Below are 19,639 nucleotides of genomic sequence, written 5' to 3' on the forward strand. Positions count from 1 at the left end.
TACGTTGATAGGTTACAGATGTAAAGGCAGTAATGTCAAAGTCGAGTAATACTAATTATCCGTAAGCTTTCTGTTATGCGCATCAGCTTTTATTAGCTGCACGCCTTGTGTCTTTTTTCAGTATGTATTTTTTAAGGATACAGGATGAAGGATAAATAGGATACAGTGATTTTCACTAAATCCTCAAGTCCTAAACCCTAAATCCTCAAATTAATCCCTTTATGGCGTCTATAGCGGCGGGGATCACCTCTTCCCATTCCGAACAGAGAAGTTAAGCCCGCCTGCGCAGATGGTACTTGGCCTAAAGCCCGGGAGAGTATGTCGATGCCAATTTTAAATATCCCTCATCTGAATAAGGTGGGGGATTTTTTTTTGAATTATTCTTAAGCATGTCTCCCGACGCTACGCTTCACTACACCACGAGGCTACGCTCGCGGCAGACTCGGGATTAGATATCTCTAAGCGCCTGCTGCGGCTTATAGCCTTGCAGTCACTAAGAGTTATCTAAGATGCCATCCCGATAGCTATCGGGATTACAAAGAAAAACCCTCGTAGTATTACGGGGGTTTTTTGTTTTGTGGCAATTATACAAAATAAATAATGCCATTTACACGAATCTAACCGTAGTGCGTGAGATAACTCTTCTCATTAAAACTAAACTAATCTGCTATTAATTTGTTTAACGGTTATTAATTAATGTGAAAGAAACTATTTGTTTGAAAATAGTTTCCTAAGTTTGCAAACCGAAATATATTATTATGCTAAATCGTCTCATTCTACTACTTCTTATAATTCCACAATTTATTTTCTCACAAGAAAATTCTACTAATCCAAATCAAAAATTCACTATAAGTGGCTATGTAAAAGATGGTAAAAACGGAGAAGCTCTTATTGGTGCTTTAGTTTACAAGAAGGATACTCAGTTGGGCTCTTCTACCAACGAATATGGTTTTTACTCTCTTACGCTTCCTGCCGGTAAACATACTTTACTCATCAGCTTTGTGGGCTACACTAGCATTACGCAAGAAATTGATCTTACAAAAAATACCACACTCAATTTTGAGCCTAAGGAACAAGGCCGCGATTTACAAGAGGTAGAAATTACCGCTGAAGCTGCAGATAAAAATGTAAAGAGCATGGAAATGAGTGTGGCAAAATTGGATATTAAACAAATTCAAAAAATGCCGGCACTCCTCGGTGAAGTGGATGTGATTAAAACAATTCAACTTTTACCCGGTGTAACAACCGTTGGTGAAGGTGCAAGTGGATTTAATGTACGCGGTGGAAATATTGATCAGAATTTAGTGTTGCTAGACGAGGCCCCGGTTTATAATTCTTCTCACTTATTCGGATTTTTCTCAGTATTTAATCCGGATGCGGTAAAAGATGTGAAGTTGATTAAAGGAGGAATTCCTTCTCAATATGGCGGACGTGTTTCTTCTATTCTCGATATCCGTATGAAAGAAGGTAACAGTAAGACCTACGAAGTGAATGGCGGAATTGGAACTATTTTTAGTCGCTTAGCAATTGAAGCGCCAATTAAAAAAGATAAAGCTTCTTTTATCATTGCAGGAAGAAGAAGTTATATTGATGTTCTTGCTAAACCAGCGCTTAAAAAACGTCAGCCTGAATTGGCGGATGCTAAATTTTACTTCTACGATTTAACGGCAAAAATTAACTGGAAGATTAATGATAAAAACACTGTATTCTTAAGTGGATATCTCGGACGAGATGTGTTTGGTGCCGGTTTTACTTTTAATTGGGGAAATACAACGACTTCTCTTCGTTGGAATCATATTTTCAATAGTAAATTATTTATGAATATGACGGCATTCTATAGTAATTACGATTATCAATTAGGATTTAAGCAAGAAGGGACCAGTCAGAAATTCGAATGGAAGTCAAATATTATTAATTACAGCGTAAAACCTGACTTTGCTTACTATTTAAATAGTAAAAACACAATTCGCTTTGGTGTACAGGCCATTTATTTTGATTTCGTTCCGGGTAAGGCTGCAGTTACGGATAATAAAAGCAACACCATAAATATCAGTCTCGAAAATAAAAAAGGAATTGAATACGGTGTGTATTTAGGTAATGAACAAAAACTTTTACCACGCTTAACAGCTGAATATGGTATCCGTTGGAGTTTTTACAATTACCTGGGTGAAGGAACCGTGTATTATTATCGCGATACTATTCCAAATGAAGAACTACCATTGGACCGCGAGGAGAAGGCTAAAAGCTGGGAGTCGATTAAATTCTACCACAATCCTGAGCCTCGCTTGGCTCTTAATTACACGATTGATGATAAAAGTTCCATTAAAGCCAGCTACAACCGGATGGCTCAATATATACAGATAGTTTCTAATACCGCGGCTAGCACACCGTTAGATGTATATACTCCGGTAACGAACAATATTAAGCCTTTGGTGGCCGACCAAGGTGCTATCGGTTATTTTAGAAATTTTAAAGAGAATATGTACGAAACATCCATTGAGATTTATTACAAGTACATGCAAAATCAATTGGATTATATTGATAATTCAGACCTTCTCTTAAATAAATACTTAGAAGCACAATTATTACAAGGGTTAGGACGAGCCTACGGAGCAGAAGTTTACTTACGCAAAACAAAAGGAAAATTGACAGGTTGGTTAAGTTATACTTATTCTAAAACGGAGCGTTTAGTACGCGGAATCTCTAACGATGAATGGTTCTTTTCGAAGTACGATAGAACGCACATGGTGAACACTTCTGCAACCTACGATTGGAAACGCTTTAGTTTCTCTGCTAACTTTGTTTATTTAAGCGGAACCCCGGCTACTTTCCCAAATGCTAAATTACAATTGCAATCTATTAATATTCCTTATAATACAGAAAACAAACGAAATAACTATCGTAACACACCTTATCACCGTTTAGATTTGGCTGTTACTTATAATTTAACACGTAACCCTGAGGCAAAGAAACGTCATTCGGTGGTGGTGAGTGTTTACAATGTGTACAACCGCAGAAATGCTTTCTCAATTTACTTCCGTACAAAAGAAGGGGAGCCTATGCAAACAGAGGCTGTTCGTTATTCTGTAATCGGTACAGTCATTCCTGCATTAACATATAATTTCAGATTCTAATTATGAAAAGATTTAGCATATTATTTAGTATTGTCCTTTCAGTTGTATTTACTTCTTGTGAGGATGTTATTCAAGTTGAACTTGACAAAGGTGAAGATTTGGTTGTGATCGACGCATTTATAAATGGAAATAAAACCAATCAAAAAGTAAGGCTTACGTATACGGATGATTATTTCAGTTCTAAAAATCCTCCTGCTATAATTGGAGCAACAGTTAAGTTAACGGATTTATCTAATGGTAAAATTTATAATTTCACAGATATCAATAATGGGGATTACATCTATACGCCAACAGCTTCGGATACAATAGTACATTGGTTTCATAATTATAAACTTGATGTAACTTACAATGGTAAAACATATAGTTCAGTTACTGAATCGAACCGTACAGCGAAATTAGACAGTATTAGCGCGAAGTATGAAGATGGTTCCAGTATTTTCGCTTCTGAACCAGGATACTATTGTGTTTTATGGGCACGTGATTTACCCGGACCTAAATCAGATTATTATTGGGTAAAAACTTCTAAGAACGGAATTCCATTTAATAAAAGTAATCAAATTAATATTGCAATCGATGGAACTAATGGAAGTGTTCCATCTGGTGATACCTTACTTTTTACGCCTCCAATTATTACAAATGTTACACCTTTCGGTGAAGTTTATGAGTTAGGCGATTCTTGTTCGGTGGAAATACATGCAATAACCAAGGAAACTTACTTCTTTTTACTGCAGGTAATCAATCAAACGAACAACTCAGGACTATTTGCTACTACTCCGGAAAATGTAAAAACCAATATTATTACACCGGATGGCGCTACCAAAGCTATTGGTTGGTTTAGTGTAGCGAATACTTCAGTTGCTTGGAAGAAAATAAAATAATTACCAGGTTTTAATTTGCAATGAGGCAGCTCCTGTTTCTTTGTCGCCAGAAAACAGAATAATTTTATCACCAGCCACTTTATAAATAATTGGGTGGTTGTATTTACTGCTTTCCAATATTGTTTTTTTCTCTGCGCCTTTTAGCCCGATTCTGACATCGTGAAATGTATTTATTCCGCTGATTAAATTGGAGGTCGATAAAATCCATTTCGGGTTTTTCAAATCATCTTTCCCAAAATGCGTTTCCATGTCACTTACCGGCCATTTATATAAGAACTTATCAAATTCATTAACGCGTACTAATTCTATTTTTCCGTTTAAATCTTTAGGATCACCGGAGGTAAAACCTTTCAAATTACATAATGGTAAATGTAATTTATCAGCATACAGTTCTAAACCTTCCTCACTCATTGATAGTGTATAATTAAAACTGCTTTCATACAAAAAGGTTAACTGGTTGTTTAATGATTTGTAAACCGAACATGAAGCTTTGTATTCTCCATTTCCTGTTTTATTTAATTCCTTTACTTTCACATGATATGAGAAAACTTCTTTAGTCACTGATTTGTTTACTGCAAACACAAACGGAATAGTTTTTTCCAATCTTTGAATGTTTTCACATGTACTATCAATTACAGTGAAAAAATAATTGTTTTGTTTATCGAGATTTTTAAAGGTGAATTTTCCGTTTTCAAAATCAATTTGCTCATCCGTATAGGCATTTCCGGTTACTAGTAATGTTTTGTTTTTTGTGTCATAATGGTGGGCATTATAAATAAAACAACGGGGATCTCCTTTCGGACTCAACTTTATTCCTTTCAAAACAGTTCCACTCTTCGCGTCAATTTTTAATACCCATTGTCCTTTTTTCTCACCGGAAATAATGTTCACATAAACAAATACAAATTCATTATCTGCATAGAAAACATGCGTTGTGTTAATGTTCCGTTTTTCTAAAGGCAATTGCCAGGTTTGCTTATATTCAAACACTTTCTTTTCGTCGACAACAGTATATTTATTCAGAAAAAACTGACGACCTAAGCTGTCTTCAGAAGTACGAATAGTGTAAGTTGAATTCTTGTAAGTGTAAATTTCGTTTTCAAAAGTAGTGAGACTGTTTATTTTATTGGATTCAAATGGCGCAGACTTCACAATTAATCTCAAAGAATCGTTATATCGGATTAAAACAGCTTGATTTTTGTTATTGGCTTTTTGTAAATAGAAGTTTAAGTAGCCATGTAAAGTGTCTACACTTATATCGAGATAATTTTCTGCTTTTTCTTTTTCGAGAAAAGTTTTAGCAGAATCCATTTTGTTCAAGCCGATATTACTCTTGTACAGTTTAAAATTTAATCCTGCCTTGTCTGATTCGAGTCCGAATATATAGATAGAATTTCTAAAACTTATAGAAGAAGCATTCAGGATGTTTTTCTTGACACTTTGAGCGTTTATAAAAAACGGAATAAAAAATATGTACAGGTAAAATCGCATCAGTTATCTATGAGTCCGCTTTTTTCTCGTTTAATATAGTCTAAAATTAACATATAATACATAAATACACCAAAAGCATAGAGTGCCGATGTGATTAAAAATATATTCACGAATTCAAATCCTTGACCAAACATGATTTTTACCATGAATCCGCTGATTACCCAACTGCCACTCCAAATGGCAGAAGTAAGGGCGCTGGTGATTTCTCTATTGTTTTTTCCTACATAATTCAAAACGAGTTCAGATGTCATAGGGCCGGCCATATTCATTAATGGTTGACGAAGTAAATAACAGGCAATCGCAATATAAAGCGCAACAGAATACTGGCTATAAAACTGTGTGGTTGCGAGCGCAACTAATGAAATTACAGCCAAGGACTGGGTTGTAGGAATCGCAATCTTATAACCAATGTTATGTTTAATTTTTGGAACCAACATTGCGCCATATGCAACTAAAACCGCAGCAATGGAACTGATAACAGAAAATCCGCCTTTGTCAAGGTGATGTACCCTATCAAAGAATAAACTAATAAAGGGAATGGTTAGTCCTGCACCTGTTGCAATAATAAGAGTAGGGACTAATGCTTTAAAAATTAATGGCCAATTGCTTTCATTTTTGTTGGATGAAGGTGTTTCTTCATTCGGCGTTTCTATCACCTCATTAAATTTTGTTCGCATTAAAAACGGTAACCCACCAAATCCCAAAATGGAAAAAATAATTAAAATGTTTTTCTCGTTAAACGTTATTGGATTGATAATATCAAGTAAGGCAATGACTACACCACTTAATATGCTAGCAAAACTCCAGGTGCTGTAGCTCAACGATATTCCTGCCGTATGATTGTGTTTAGCTGAATTACGCAAAATAAAAGGAGCAACTGGAATTTGCATGAAGGTGAATGAAGCGCCCCAAAGCAATAAAGATATTAAAATAAGCCATTTTATTTTTAATGCTATTGAAAGGACAATGAGTAGTCCAAATAACGGAACAAAAATGTTGGATATATAAAACAGGGGAACGAGTGGTTTCCCTTTAATTAATTTCCCGAATGGCAAAGCCAAAACAAATACACCAAGAAACCGAAACGTGATGTACAAAGCAATCTCTTCATCCGAAAAACCTTCGCGGGTCATGTAGAGAGGCAGGATGTTCATGAATGTGGCATTCACCAACTGAATAAAAAACTCCGAAATGATGACGCTCATCACAGGCTTTTCAATCTTTATATAATCGTGCAGAAAATTCGACATATTAGGAGTGCTGCAAAATTATTTCGAGATAAGCTTTTAGTTTTTCAAAATCATCCGGACCAAATTCCTCATAGTTATCTTGATTTTTAAACCAGGTTAACTGACGTTTCGCGTAATTGCGTGTTTTTTGTTTGATAAGTTCAATTGCCGCTTCGCGGGTAATTTCACCCGAAAAATGCATAAACCATTCTTTATATCCGACCGTATTTAATGCATTAAGATGTTTAAACGGATAAAGTGATTGAGCTTCTGCTTCCAATCCATCTGCCACCATTTTATCGACACGTTTATTAATTTTCTCGTACAAAATTTCACGTGGCTGATTGATTAAAAGTTTTATGGTTTCGAATTCTCTTTCGGAAGTGTTGTTTTTTAAGAAAGAAGAGTAAGGTTTTCCGCTCTCGTTACAAACTTCCAGTGCACGCATAAGTCGTTGCGGGTTATTTTGATCGACATTAGAAAAGTAAACAGGGTCTTTAGTTTTAACTTCCTCCTGTAACCAGGAAATTCCTTTTTGTGAGTAATTCTCTTTTACGAAATGACGAGTAGCTTCCGACACCTCTATAAATTCATCAACACCATATAAAACTGCATCAATGTATAATCCGGATCCACCTACCAAAAAAACGATGTTATGTTTAGTAAACAATTCATGTAATAGTTTTATCACATCTTTTTCAAAATCACCAACGCTATAATTCTGATGAATACTTAAAGTATTAATAAAATGATGTGTAACAGCATTTAATTCTTCTTGCGAAGGTTTTGCTGTTCCTATACTTGTTTCTTTGTAAAATTGGCGTGAGTCGGCCGAAATTATTTCTGTATTAAAATACTTGGCCAATTGAATAGCAAGAGCAGTTTTTCCAACACCGGTTGGTCCGGCAATGACTACCAAGTATTTTTTGCCGGTGCTCAATTTATAGTACGTTGTTACTTTGTTCCTTTATTTTCTCTAATTCATCTTTCATTAACACAACCAGTTTCTGTATTTCAGCATCATTCGCTTTAGAACCAATCGTATTAATTTCCCGGCCTATTTCTTGCGTAATGAAATTTAATTTTCTTCCGCTCGAAGGATCTTTCATGGTTTTAAGGAAATAATCGCAATGTGTTTTTAAACGTACTTTCTCTTCGTTGATGTCGAGTTTTTCAACGTAATAAATTAGCTCTTGCTCAAAACGATTGATGTCGATTTTTTCTGTTCCGATTACTTCGGTGATGTTACCTTTAATACGTTTCTTTATATTTTCAATACGGAGCTTATCCAATTCTTTAATTTTTTCTAAGCAATCCATAATGATGTTTAATCGCTCCGTAAAGTCTTTTTCAATTGACTTTCCTTCATCATCTCTGAATTTGTTCAAGCCTTCAATAGCTACTTCAATAACTGTTTTAATTTCTTTCCACTCGTTTTCGTTCGCTTCTTTACGTTCAGATTTTAAAACATCAGGAAGTTTTATGATTTGCGACAATAATGAATCACTGTTTTCATTTAAATCATTAGCCAAATCTTTAAGCTTTTTATGGTAGGCTTTGGCTAAATCGGTGTTAATATCAACAGGTGTTTCCTGATTTTTACTTTCCACAAAAATGCTTAAGTCAATTTTACCGCGCTCTAATTTTTTACTGATATCGTTACGTAATTCTAATTCAAACTCACGATAAATACTGGAAAGACGTAAACTCAAATCCATTCCTTTGCTATTCAGAGAACGAATTTCAACATTCACAGTTTTATCGGTAAACTCTTTCGTGGCTTTTCCAAAGCCTGTCATTGATTTAATCATTTAATAATTTCTTTTTTTGTTGGTTTATAACTCACCAAATACACGCCGGTAATAATTAAAACTCCGGCAAGAACTTTAATTGGAGTTAAACTGTCTTTGCCTAAAATTACAGCAAAAATGGTTGCTAAAAAAGGCTGCGTGTAAATGTACATGCTTACCACCGATGAGCTTAATGCTTTTAAAGCGTAAGTATTTAACAGATAGGCGAGGAAAGTAGTGGCCACTACCACAAAGGAAATTGCGCCAATAATTTCAGGTGTAAAAGCCGACCAGTTCACATGTGGTAAATCGTAAATACCAATGGGCGTCATATAGATTAATCCGAAAAGAAAAATCCATTTCATAACAGTTACGGTTTGGTATTTTTGCATATATGGTTTTGCCATCACTACAAAAACCGCCCAAGACGCAGAGTTAATAAGCGTCATTAAATCACCGGCAATATTTTCACTTCCAAACTCAAAATTACCTCTGAATAATAATAAGGATACAGCGCCCGCGATACCTAAGCTCAATCCGGATATTTTTAAAAAGGTAATTCGCTCTTTAAAAACAATCAGTGTAAATACAATCACCATAATCGGATTTGAAATCATGATAATAGCGGAGTTGATGGGGATCGTTAAACTTAATCCGTAAATAAAAAACACCTGATTAACGAAAACACCAAAGATGGCCAGAATCGCCATTTTTTTTAAGTCGCCCACATCTAATGATTCTTTTCGAGCAAATAATGATAATATCCAAAACAGTAAACAAGCTCCTGAAATGCGAAGAAATACTAAAGCTAAAGGACCGATATGAACCGGCATCAAATCTTTGGCTATAGAATAATTGAGCGCGTAAATAACTTGTGCAGCAAATAATGAAATATGGGCTTTAAGTGCGTCGCTCATAAGGGGTATGCAAAGATGCAAGAATAATTTGGATAAATACTTTTTTAAGCCCTACAATTGTGCTAATTTTCGAGGGAAATAGACGAGTACAAAGACAATGCAATATACCGACCAAACAGGTTATACAATTCAATTAAAAGCTATACCGAAACGTATCGTTTCTTTAGTTCCGTCACAAAGTGAATTGTTATGGGATTTGGGTTTAAAAAATGAATTAGTAGGAATTACAAAGTTTTGTATTCATCCAAAGGCGATGTTTGAGCGCATTGAAAGAGTAGGCGGGACCAAGCAATTGAATCTGGAAAAGATACGTTTATTAAAACCCGATTTGATTATTGGAAATAAAGAAGAAAACGATAAAACACAAATCGAAGAATTACGCAAAGAATTTAATGTATGGATGAGTGATATCTATACGATTGATGATGCATTGAGAATGATAGAATCAATCGGTGAATTAGCCGGAAAAAAATCGGAAGCAGCCATATTATCGGATCAAACTCAGAAGAAATTTTCGCTGGTGAATAATACACATCTAAAAAATAAAAAGGTTGTTTATCTGATGTGGTACAATCCATTGATGGCCGCTGCTTCTAATACATTTATTCATTCAATTATAAATTCAGCGGGGATGATAAATTTATTCGCAGAAAAAGAACGCTATCCGGTTACCGATGTTCAAGAAATAAAATCGTTAAATCCAGATTTGATAATGCTTTCAACAGAGCCTTTCCCTTTTTCGGATAAACATATCAGCGAATTTGAGGTTTTGTTTGGAAAAGGCAGAGTGAAAATAGTAGATGGAGAGATGTTTAGCTGGTACGGGAGTCGTTTGTTAAAAGTTCCTGACTATTTAAATCAATTATTAGCTTAATTTCTAATAACTCTCAATCTACTTAATTACCAGATTGTCAGTGTTGTACAGGCTTTGTTTGTAAATTTGATTTCAGAACTCTCTAAATTAACATTTGTTGACTAATAACTGCATCAAACTTGCATGCCAACCTATGAAACAAAGTTTTTAATATTGTATAACGTAAATTTACTATTATGAAAAGATTGCTCGTGTTTTGTTTCCTTTCGTTGGCTATTGTTGCTAACGCGCAAAAAGGAAAAAAAATTGACCCAACAAAAACATCTGAAACCGCAGAAAGACCAAGCGTAGATTCGGTGATGGGTTACGCATTGTATGAGGGTATGACTGCTGCTGCTGCCTTGGAATATCAATTACCGTCTGAATCTGAGACAGATCCGGTAACAGGTAAAACAACATATTTTAAAGATGTAAAAAAGCGTAATGATTCAATTCGCGTTGCCTTTGTTAAGGCGATGAAAAGCAGAGATCAGGTTTTTTATATTAAGAACCGTAGGCCTAAAAAAGCAGGCGAGAGATGGAAGCTTTGCATCAACATCGTAAATAAAGACACAAATCTTACTAAGTGTTTTAATGATTCTTCTATTATTGATCCTGAAACAAAAATGGTGCTGTTTGAAAAGCAGGTTGGAGATTCAATATACATGTTAATATTAGTAGAAGCATATAACAAGCGTTTAAATACTTGCGGTAAAGAAAAAGAGGCTAAGTTGTATTTTGCAAGATGGCATCCTAAAAACAATGAGGCAAAATGGAAAGTGAAAACATTCAGTTCTTGTTATAAAACGATTACAAATATGACCAAAACGCCAATTAGCGAATGGGATAAAAAATCTGTTTTAACAATTAGCTATCATAAAGGATCTAATTTTTACGACATCTTCTTTGATCCGGAACATCCTGAGAAAGGAATACAAAGTAATAAAGATAGCGGAAACGAATAAAAAAAAGCCCCCGGATTCAGGGGGCTTTTTATTTTACTTAGTTCTTGAAATAACTTTCCTCTAAAGGAGAATTGGCAACTATTATGTAATAAGCTTCCTCTTCTTTAAATAGATAATACAATACTTCGCCATTCGAAAATTTCAAAATGCTCGACTCGTACTTTTCACTTTGAAATACATTTTCCTTTTTAAAATTCTTTTTTATTTCAGCCTCCAAACTATTAAAGTTATTAAATGATTGATTTTGGGTGAATGAAATAAACACAGTTCTTTTAGATTTTTTACCGTTTGAAAAAATGGCAGTTTCCGCTGACCCTTCAACAGAGAGATCGTTAGCCGATTTATTGGAATAATAGTCTGATTTATTAATTAATTTATCGCCAACATTTTTATGCTCTTTGGCAATTAAACGAAAGCCTTTAGAGCTTAGTTGCTGAATTAATTCCTCTTCAGGATAATTGATACAGTTTTTAACAAAGTCAAAATCGAGATTCTGCGCAATCGAGAAATTAAAAAACAGTAATAGAATAAAGAATGAAGTAAATCGTGTATAAAGATTCATAAGTACGGTTTTAGAAAAGCTTGTGACATTCAATTATACGCAATCGCCGCCATTCAGGTTTATGAAACTTATTAACCGATATGAATAAAAAAATCGCCCTTTAGGGGGGCGATTTTTACTGCTATCAATCCTTTTCGTCTATATTCACAACTCCAAGGTTTTCGTATTTGATTTTATAGCCTAAATTTTCTAACGTATTTTTTAACATGAGTCGAATAGCCTTTTTTCCGGCGGTGGTTTTAAAATATCCTTCTCTTTTTAAAGCGTCTTCTTTGAAAAGGTAGTACTCGGCAAATATTAACTTCAAAGGTAATCTGTAAGAGGTGCTTTTAGTTTTACCTGCAAAATGATTTTTAATTCTTTCTTCCAAATTAGAAGTGAATCCAATGTATAGTAAGCTATCTTTTTCGCTGAACAATATATAAACACAATATGGCAGCATAGGTTTAAAATTCGCCTGAAGCAGAATACACCTCCGGTTCATTCGCTTCAGGTTAATAAAGCGAAAAAATCGCCCTTTAGGGGGCGATTTTTTCTGCTTTATTAGTTGTCCGACTAGGTTTCGAACCTAGACTCTTCTGAACCAAAATCAGACGTGTTGCCAGTTACACCATCGGACAGTACCGTGCTTTTTAAAGCGTGTGCAAAATTAACAAATTTTCTGTTTACGCAAATAATATTTGAAAAAAATTAAACGTTTATTTCTAGCCTGTAAATGGCATTTTATTAACTTCGCAACTTACCTTTTTACAATATGACGTCTGATTTTAAAAAATTAAATAATATTTTGGGATGGCTGGTTTTTGCCGTAGCAACTTTTACCTATGTAAGAACCATAGAACCCACAGCCAGTTTCTGGGATTGCGGCGAGTACATTGCCTGTGCCTACAAATTGGAAGTTGGTCACCCTCCGGGAGCACCGTTTTTCCTTCTAATCGGCCGTTTCTTTGCCTTGTTTGGCGGCAGCGATCCGGCTAACGCGGGTATGATGATTAACATTATGTCGGCTTTATGCAGCTCATTTACTATCCTATTCCTTTTTTGGAGCATTACTCGTTTAGCTTATAAAGGAATTGTTAAAAAGGGTGAGGAGTTTTCTCAAGGAAAGCAATGGGCTGTTTTAGGCGCCGGCGCAATTGGTGCTTTAGCTTATACTTTTTCCGATTCTTTCTGGTTTTCAGCTGTGGAAGGGGAGGTTTATGCGATGTCGGCTTTCTTTACAGCGGTAGTTTTCTGGGCTATTTTGAAATGGGAAGAAGAAGACACTACCGATCCGGTTGGCGCTCTTCGTTGGATTGTTTTAATCTCTTACTTAATGGGCTTGTCAATTGGTGTCCATTTGTTAAACTTACTTGTTATCCCTGCTATTTGCTTCATCTACTATTACAAAAAATACACCTTTACCTGGAAGAGTTTCTTTATTGCAGGTGCTGTTTCAGTTTTGATTTTGGGTACTGTACAATCACTTATTATTCCAAAAATTGTAATGTTCCTTTCCGATTGTGAGGTTTATTTCACCAATTCATTGGGAATGGGCTTCAGCTCCGGAACAATTGCTTATTTCTTATTGCTAATTACTTCTTTAGCGGCTTTCATAGCTTATAGCTCAACCAAATCTGAAAAATATTATAAGGTTGGATTTTATTCAGCAGTTGCTTTTGCCATCCTTTGCGTAATTAGTGCCGGAAATGGTGGCGCCATGTTTACCCGTGCCTTAAGTTTCGGTGCGATTTTATACGGTATCACAAAAATTAAAAACAATTACAATAATTTAAATGTTATCATGATGAGTTTAGCTACAATTTTAATTGGCTACTCTTCATTCTTTGTTTTAGTAATTCGTTCGCAAGCAAATACGCCAATGGATGAAAATGATCCGGAGAACGCACCGAATATGCTTTCTTATTTGTTGCGTGAACAATACGGTGATTGGCCAATTTTATACGGACAATACTACAATGCTCCAACCAAATCTCAAAATGAGTTTAAAAACGGAAATCCTGTTTACATGAAGGATGAGAAAAAAGGAAAATACATTGTTGTTGACGATCGTAAACATTCAATTCCGGTTTATGATGAACGTTTCTGTACAATTTTTCCACGTATGTGGAGTAGTCAGAGTCATCATGAGGCATCGTATCGCTATTGGGGTGATGTAGCAAACAATCATAAAACATTAAATCGTACCAATGAGCAAACCGGAGAAGTGGAAACCATCGAAATTCCAACATTCGGTGCTAACTTCCGTTTCTTCCTGAATTATCAGTTAAACTATATGTACTTCCGCTATTTCTTGTGGAATTTCATAGGCAGACAAAATGATATTCAGGGCATGAATAATAATACTCTCGAAGGAAATGCCGTAACCGGTATTAAGGCGGTTGACGATGTGTTATTAGATTCAGATAGTTCATTGCGAACTCATGTGATGAAAAATAATAAAGCAGCAAATTATTTTTACGGACTACCATTGATTCTTGGTTTATTAGGATTCTGGTGGCATTACAAAAACAATAAAGGTGGTGCCTGGGTAGTTGGTTCATTCTTCCTTTTAACAGGTGTGGCTATTATTATTTATTTGAATCCAACACCGTATCAACCACGTGAACGTGATTACGCTTACGCCGGTTCGTTCTACGCATTTGCAATCTGGATTGGATTTGGTGTTCTATTCTTGTATGATTTCTTAAGTAAAAAAGCCAATGCAAAATCGGCTGCAGCTATTGCCACTGCAGTTTCATTGGTTGTTCCCGGAATTATGGCTGCGCAAGGTTGGGATGACCATGATCGTTCATTAAGAACTTTGTCACGTGATTGTGCGATTAACTATTTAGAGTCTTGCGCTCCAAATGCTATTTTATTTACCAATGGAGATAATGATACATTCCCTCTTTGGTATGCACAAGAAGTGGAAGGCATTCGTACGGATGTGCGTGTTGTTAACTTAAGTTTATTACAAACCGATTGGTACATTAATCAGATGCGCCGTGCGGCTTATGAATCAGCACCGGTACCATTTACAATACCTGAAGAAAAATTAACGCAGCGTTTACGCGAAGTGGTTTATTTGTTCGATAAAAATCAAGGGCCAATGAATATCAAAAAAGCCATTGAGTTTATTGAGAGCGATGACCCTGCTAATAAGTTTGAATACGGAGGAGGTTATTTAGATTATCTTCCAACTAAGCAGTTCTATTCACCGGTTGATTCTTTAGCTGTAATGAAAAACAAAGTAATCAATGTGAAAGACACTGCTCGCTTGGTTAAATCTATTAACTGGTCTATCGGTCGTGGTGCCATCACTAAAAATGATTTAATGGTATTGGATTTAGTAGCGCATAACGATTGGAAGCGTCCGATTTATTTTGCGGTAACAACCGGTAGCGATGCTTATATTGGATTAGAAAAATATTTCCAATTAGAAGGTTTAGCATTCCGTTTGGTTCCAATCAAACAAACTGAACAAGAAGAAATGGGTGGAGGAAGAGTAAATACGGAAGTAATGTATGATAATATCATGAATAAATTCTTGTGGGGTGGAATGGATAAGCCGGGTGTTAACTTAGATGAAAACTGTATGCGTATGGCCGGAAACCTTCGTATGCAAATGTCGATTTTAGCTAATGCGTTAATTGGAGAAGGTAAAAACAGTAAAGCAAAAGCGGTATTAGATAAGTGCTTAGAAAAAATGCCGGATACAAATATTCCATATGATGCAACATTGTTTACAATCACTGCAGGATATTATCAATTAGGTGAAACTAAAAAAGCAAATGAGTTAGCTAAACAATTGTTCGATATTTTTGAGGGCGACTTAAAAGTATATAACAAACAAAAAGGAATTCACCGTGCAGCATATGGTCGCGAAATTAATCAGGCTAAAGAAATTATGCGCCGTTTAGTAAGCTTAACTATGCAGTTTAAACAAGATGCTTTACAAAAGGAATTTATGACGCGAATTCAGGCTGTAGTTCCTCCTGAGGAATTAATGCCGCAACAAGAAGCATCGCAACCAATATCAAATTAAATATGTCAACAGCCGAACGCGTAAGCGCTACTGATAGTTCTGATAATTATGTTTTACAACGAAGCATCTTCGCCTATTTAGAAGCTGCTAAGATGGTAAAAGGACAGGTTCTTGAAATTGGTACCGGTTCCGGTTATGGTGTAAAGTACATTGCTCCCGTGGTCGATAAATTTGTCACCATCGATAAGTTTGTGTGTGATGTTGATTTTAAAACCTATCCAAATGTTCAGTTCCTTCAAATGACGGTTCCGCCATTTAAAGGCATTGCCGACAATACATTTGATTTTGTGGTTACCTTCCAGGTTATCGAACACATTGTGAATGATGGTTTATACGTAAAAGAAATTGCTCGCGTTTTAAAACCCGGTGGTAAACTTATTGTAACAACTCCTAATCGCCATATGTCATTAAGCCGCAACCCTTGGCATATTCGTGAATATAAACCCAATGAATTGGTTACTTTATTAAAGAAACATTTCAAAAATGTGAATACACAAGGGGTTTATGGTAACAAGGTGGTGATGGATTATTACGAGAAGAATAAGGAGTCGGTGAATAAGATTATGAAGTATGATGTATTAAATCTCCAATGGATATTACCACGCCAGATTTTACAAATACCTTACGATATTATGAATCGCCGTAACCGAAAGAAGTTATTGGAATCTAATACCGACTTAACAGCAGGTATTAAATCATCTGATTTTTTCCTGAAGGAAGTGGATGACGCCAGCCTCGATTTGTTTTACATCGCAGAAAAGTAAATTCAATTGCTTAGTAAAGTTTTATTACAGCCTAAACGAGCTTTAAAGCTTTTATATCCCAAAGCAGTTTGGAATGTAAAAAATGAAGAAAAGAATCTTTACCTCACCTTTGATGACGGACCAATTCCGGGATTAACCGAATGGGTGCTGGATATTTTAAAGCAATACAATGTTAAAGCCACCTTTTTTTGCGTTGGAAATAATATCGAAAAGCACCCGGAACTTTTTAACAGAATAATAAAGGAAGGCCATTTGGTCGCTAACCATACCTTTAATCACGTTAAGGGTTTTAAAACCAAAACAGCCGATTATCTTGAGAATACCGTAAAGTGTGAAGCTCTTACTCAAACTAAAATCTTTAGACCGCCGTACGGACAATTAAAACGTCCGCAGTACAAAAAGCTTTTAGAGCATGGTTATAAGATTGTTATGTGGGATGTGATTTCTTACGATTATGAAAAAATAAGCCCTGAACAATGCTTTTTAAACGTTAAAAAAAATGTAAAAAAGGGAAGTGTCATCTTGTTTCATGACAATGTAAAAGCCGAAAAAAACATAAAATATGCACTACCACTCACAATTGAGTATTTTTTAAAATTAAATTATAACTTTGTAGCCTTATCGCATCTTAAATGAGAAAGTACGTATACGCAATTTTGTTTTTTGTAAGTCTTAATTTTATAGGCTGTAAGCAAGGACCATCTTCATCTGAGTCAGTAGTTCATGTTTGGGGAAATTGTGAGAAATGCAAATCAACCATAGAAAACAGTTGTAACTTAAATGGCGTTTCTAAGGCTTCCTGGGATGTTGATTCTAAACTTTTAACCCTTCAATTAGATACGAATATTATATCGGTGGATGCCGTATTACAAGCGGTTGCTAAAGTAGGGTACGATAACGAAAAATATTACGCGAACGATTACGCATACGACAACCTTCCTCAGTGTTGTCAGTACGAACGCCGCCCTTTCGAATCTAAATAATCTCAGTTTTATTATTAAATTAGTTCCTTTATTCAGGTATGAATTTAAGGAGGCTATGTGTTTTGTTTTTTTTACTGATTCCGGTTTGGGTATTCAGTCAGAAAAAAGATGTAAAACAGCGCTATGCCGATTCTGTTGAATTCGCTATTGATGAAGATAAAAAAACAGAATACCTGCTTCGATTAGCCGAACTAACCCAAAACGAAAACTTCCTTCAATCCTATGAGTATTCTCGTGAAGCGATTCGCTTGGCCCAAAAAAACAAAAATGTAAAAGTGCTTGTTAGGGCTTATGACGCTTTAGGCGACGCGTATTGGTTTCATACCGATTACAGCAAAGCGCAGTCATATTACTTTAAATCGTATCGTATCAACGACTCGTTAAATGATAGGGTAGGAATCGCCAACTCTTCTTATAACATAGGTTGGATAATTTGTATTCAACAAAAAAAATACAATGAAGCGCATTATTTCTATAAGGCACTCAATACTTTTATTGATCTTAAGGATACATTCGGAATTTCTAAAGTATATAATGCGCTCGGAAACATGTTTAACGATAAATATGCTACCGATAAGCAAAAAGTAAGTTTTGATTCGGCTCTAAAGTATTACAACAGCGGTATTGAATTGCAAAAGATTATGAAGTCAAATAATAAGCTTGCCATCTTTTATGCGAATATAGGTCAGCTTATGTCTTTATCGGGCGATTATAAGTCAGCCATTTACTACACCGAAAAAAGCCAGTATTATTTCAATAAATCACAAGACTCAGTAGGGTATTTTCTGAATCTTGCTAATTTATCAGGATATCATACGATGATTGGCGAGCCAGATAAAGCTTTAGAAATGCTTCACTTATCTTATTTACATTGTTTGCGAAATGATAACAGGGATATACTCATTACTATTTACAAGAATTATTACGAAACGTATAAGGCAAAGAACAATACTGAGAAAGCTTTATTTTTCTTAGAGCGATATAATAGTTTCAATGATTCGATTCAGAAGGAAATTAATTCCTCTACTTTAAACGATCTTAAAAACAATTATGAATTAGAAAAAAAAGAAACCAGTATCCAGGAGTTAAAACAAGCTAACGAAATACAGGAATTAAAAACGCAAAAAAACCGTTTTGCGCTTATGGGAGTAGGCGTTATTTTACTTGTAATTATTGTGATAGCTTACTTATTGTACAAACGAAATAAAGAGAAGAATAGCGCCAATTTATTACTCAAAGAACAAAACGCTATTATATCCCAAAAGAAACAGGAAATAGAAAGCAGTATTCATTACGCTAAAGGCATCCAAACCTCCTTTTTCCCGGATGTAAATGAACTCAAAACTGTTTTCCCTGATAGCTTTATTTTTTATCGTCCTAAAGATGTAGTCAGCGGCGATTTTTACTGGTTTCATAAAATCGAAAATTACTTTTATTGTTTGGCAGCCGACTGTACAGGGCATGGTGTTCCCGGCGCCTTGATGAGTATAGTGAGCGTTGATAAAATCAGTCAGGCTTTATTTGAAAAGAAATTACGAGAACCGTCTCAAATACTTAGCCACATTAATATCGAAATTAAAAAAGCTTTAAAACAGCACGACGACCAGTCTAAGCAAAAGGATGGCCTCGATATTGCTTTGTTACGTTTTGATTTAAACGCCAATACAGTTGCTTTTTCCGGTGCTAACCGACCACTTTTCGTGATAAGTAATGGAAATATTAACGAATACAAAGCCGATAAAGTGGCAATCGCAGGTTTTACCCCCGACCACTACGAGTTTAACCAAACCTCGGTACAATTGAGCAAGGGCGATGCGGTTTATGTGTTCAGTGATGGGTATGCCGATCAGTTTGGAGGTAAGGATGGTAAAAAATTCATGACCAAGAACTTTAAATCCTTGCTGTTAAACGTGGCCGGAAAGTCCATGGAAGAGCAGGAAAGGCAGGTTTTGAGTGCCCACTACGATTGGAAAGGCAGTTATGAACAGGTGGATGATATCTTAGTAATTGGTATTAAGATTTAGTTTGCAGTTCATCCCATTTTAG

At 35.5% G+C, this 19,639-nt stretch carries 16 protein-coding genes, 1 tRNA gene and 1 rRNA gene; 10 read left to right on the top strand and 8 right to left on the bottom strand.

The genetic code is table 11. The annotated features are described in order from the left end of the window. The first annotated feature begins 220 nt into the window (after positions 1-220). From rrf to J0L69_07785, 3 genes are all read left to right on the top strand, one after another. Positions 221-333, top strand: a 5S ribosomal RNA gene (gene rrf, locus J0L69_07775). Positions 334-758: 425 nt separating this feature from the next. Further along, positions 759-3,134, top strand: a complete 2,376-nt coding sequence (locus tag J0L69_07780; GenBank protein MBN8693082.1) for a TonB-dependent receptor — start codon at positions 759-761, stop codon at positions 3,132-3,134. Positions 3,135-3,136: 2 nt separating this feature from the next. Then, positions 3,137-4,012, top strand: a complete 876-nt coding sequence (locus J0L69_07785; GenBank protein ID MBN8693083.1) for a DUF4249 domain-containing protein — start codon at positions 3,137-3,139, stop codon at positions 4,010-4,012. Here J0L69_07785 and J0L69_07790 read toward each other — a convergent pair whose 3' ends face one another. The 5 genes from J0L69_07790 to J0L69_07810 form a co-directional block, all read right to left on the bottom strand. Further along, a complete protein-coding gene (locus J0L69_07790) occupies positions 4,013-5,323 on the bottom strand; it encodes a hypothetical protein (protein ID MBN8693084.1) in 1,311 nt (436 codons plus the stop codon). Positions 5,324-5,502: 179 nt separating this feature from the next. After that, the gene (locus tag J0L69_07795) at positions 5,503-6,753 is read right to left on the bottom strand and encodes an MFS transporter (protein MBN8693085.1); all 1,251 of its coding nucleotides are present in this window, start codon (positions 6,751-6,753) and stop codon (positions 5,503-5,505) included. Between the two features lies 1 nt (position 6,754). After that, entirely contained in the window at positions 6,755-7,672 is a 918-nt protein-coding gene (gene miaA, locus J0L69_07800; GenBank protein MBN8693086.1) for a tRNA (adenosine(37)-N6)-dimethylallyltransferase MiaA, read from the bottom strand. Position 7,673: 1 nt separating this feature from the next. Further along, a complete protein-coding gene (locus J0L69_07805; GenBank protein MBN8693087.1) occupies positions 7,674-8,543 on the bottom strand; it encodes a YicC family protein in 870 nt (289 codons plus the stop codon). Next, positions 8,540-9,439 carry a DMT family transporter gene (locus J0L69_07810; GenBank protein ID MBN8693088.1) on the bottom strand — a complete coding sequence of 300 codons (900 nt, stop codon included), beginning with the start codon at positions 9,437-9,439 and terminating at the stop codon, positions 8,540-8,542. Before J0L69_07810 ends, J0L69_07805 begins: the two co-directional genes overlap by 4 nt. A gap of 97 nt (positions 9,440-9,536) precedes the next feature. Between J0L69_07810 and J0L69_07815 the strand changes: the two genes are divergently transcribed. Both J0L69_07815 and J0L69_07820 read left to right on the top strand, forming a co-directional pair. Then, positions 9,537-10,313 (top strand): ABC transporter substrate-binding protein, encoded by a 777-nt coding sequence (locus J0L69_07815; protein ID MBN8693089.1) that lies wholly within the window; start codon positions 9,537-9,539, stop codon positions 10,311-10,313. 176 nt (positions 10,314-10,489) lie between these two features. Then, the gene (locus J0L69_07820) at positions 10,490-11,257 is read left to right on the top strand and encodes a hypothetical protein (GenBank protein MBN8693090.1); all 768 of its coding nucleotides are present in this window, start codon (positions 10,490-10,492) and stop codon (positions 11,255-11,257) included. A 37-nt stretch (positions 11,258-11,294) separates the two neighbouring features. Here J0L69_07820 and J0L69_07825 read toward each other — a convergent pair whose 3' ends face one another. The 3 genes from J0L69_07825 to J0L69_07835 all read right to left on the bottom strand — a co-directional run bounded on the left by J0L69_07825 (position 11,295) and on the right by J0L69_07835 (position 12,439). Beyond that, entirely contained in the window at positions 11,295-11,819 is a 525-nt protein-coding gene (locus J0L69_07825; GenBank protein ID MBN8693091.1) for a hypothetical protein, read from the bottom strand. Between the two features lie 124 nt (positions 11,820-11,943). After that, complete coding sequence (locus tag J0L69_07830; protein ID MBN8693092.1) at positions 11,944-12,258, bottom strand: GIY-YIG nuclease family protein; 315 nt, start codon at positions 12,256-12,258, stop codon at positions 11,944-11,946. Between the two features lie 108 nt (positions 12,259-12,366). Then, positions 12,367-12,439: transfer RNA gene (locus J0L69_07835), tRNA-Gln, on the bottom strand. 134 nt (positions 12,440-12,573) lie between these two features. Between J0L69_07835 and J0L69_07840 the strand changes: the two genes are divergently transcribed. Genes J0L69_07840 through J0L69_07860 form a run of 5 tightly spaced genes read left to right on the top strand, consistent with a single transcriptional unit; the run spans position 12,574 to position 19,617 of the window. Further along, positions 12,574-15,846 (top strand): DUF2723 domain-containing protein, encoded by a 3,273-nt coding sequence (locus J0L69_07840; protein MBN8693093.1) that lies wholly within the window; start codon positions 12,574-12,576, stop codon positions 15,844-15,846. Positions 15,847-15,848: 2 nt separating this feature from the next. Beyond that, positions 15,849-16,610: a class I SAM-dependent methyltransferase gene (locus tag J0L69_07845; GenBank protein MBN8693094.1), complete on the top strand. Its 762-nt coding sequence runs from the start codon at positions 15,849-15,851 to the stop codon at positions 16,608-16,610. A gap of 6 nt (positions 16,611-16,616) precedes the next feature. Continuing rightward, complete coding sequence (locus tag J0L69_07850; protein MBN8693095.1) at positions 16,617-17,246, top strand: polysaccharide deacetylase family protein; 630 nt, start codon at positions 16,617-16,619, stop codon at positions 17,244-17,246. Beyond that, the gene (locus tag J0L69_07855) at positions 17,243-17,593 is read left to right on the top strand and encodes a heavy-metal-associated domain-containing protein (GenBank protein ID MBN8693096.1); all 351 of its coding nucleotides are present in this window, start codon (positions 17,243-17,245) and stop codon (positions 17,591-17,593) included. The genes J0L69_07850 and J0L69_07855 overlap by 4 nt, the downstream gene beginning before the upstream one ends. Positions 17,594-17,631: 38 nt before the next feature. Beyond that, positions 17,632-19,617, top strand: coding sequence for a SpoIIE family protein phosphatase (locus J0L69_07860; GenBank protein ID MBN8693097.1), 1,986 nt, complete (start codon positions 17,632-17,634; stop codon positions 19,615-19,617). Positions 19,618-19,639 lie beyond the last annotated feature (22 nt).

It is taken from the genome of Bacteroidota bacterium (assembly GCA_017303905.1).
GTDB lineage: Bacteria > Bacteroidota > Bacteroidia > B-17B0 > Aurantibacillaceae > JAHEYG01.

Coding starts and splice junctions, on each gene's coding strand:
- J0L69_07810 (MBN8693088.1), bottom strand. CDS start 9,439: ATGAGCGACGCACTTAAAGCCCATATTTCATTATTTGCTGCACAAGTT.
- J0L69_07790 (MBN8693084.1), bottom strand. CDS start 5,323: ATGGATTCTGCTAAAACTTTTCTCGAAAAAGAAAAAGCAGAAAATTAT.
- J0L69_07845 (MBN8693094.1), top strand. CDS start 15,849: ATGTCAACAGCCGAACGCGTAAGCGCTACTGATAGTTCTGATAATTAT.
- J0L69_07820 (MBN8693090.1), top strand. CDS start 10,490: ATGAAAAGATTGCTCGTGTTTTGTTTCCTTTCGTTGGCTATTGTTGCT.
- J0L69_07795 (MBN8693085.1), bottom strand. CDS start 6,753: ATGTCGAATTTTCTGCACGATTATATAAAGATTGAAAAGCCTGTGATG.
- J0L69_07825 (MBN8693091.1), bottom strand. CDS start 11,819: ATGAATCTTTATACACGATTTACTTCATTCTTTATTCTATTACTGTTT.
- J0L69_07855 (MBN8693096.1), top strand. CDS start 17,243: ATGAGAAAGTACGTATACGCAATTTTGTTTTTTGTAAGTCTTAATTTT.
- J0L69_07860 (MBN8693097.1), top strand. CDS start 17,632: ATGAATTTAAGGAGGCTATGTGTTTTGTTTTTTTTACTGATTCCGGTT.
- J0L69_07785 (MBN8693083.1), top strand. CDS start 3,137: ATGAAAAGATTTAGCATATTATTTAGTATTGTCCTTTCAGTTGTATTT.
- J0L69_07780 (MBN8693082.1), top strand. CDS start 759: ATGCTAAATCGTCTCATTCTACTACTTCTTATAATTCCACAATTTATT.
- J0L69_07815 (MBN8693089.1), top strand. CDS start 9,537: ATGCAATATACCGACCAAACAGGTTATACAATTCAATTAAAAGCTATA.
- J0L69_07840 (MBN8693093.1), top strand. CDS start 12,574: ATGACGTCTGATTTTAAAAAATTAAATAATATTTTGGGATGGCTGGTT.
- J0L69_07805 (MBN8693087.1), bottom strand. CDS start 8,543: ATGATTAAATCAATGACAGGCTTTGGAAAAGCCACGAAAGAGTTTACC.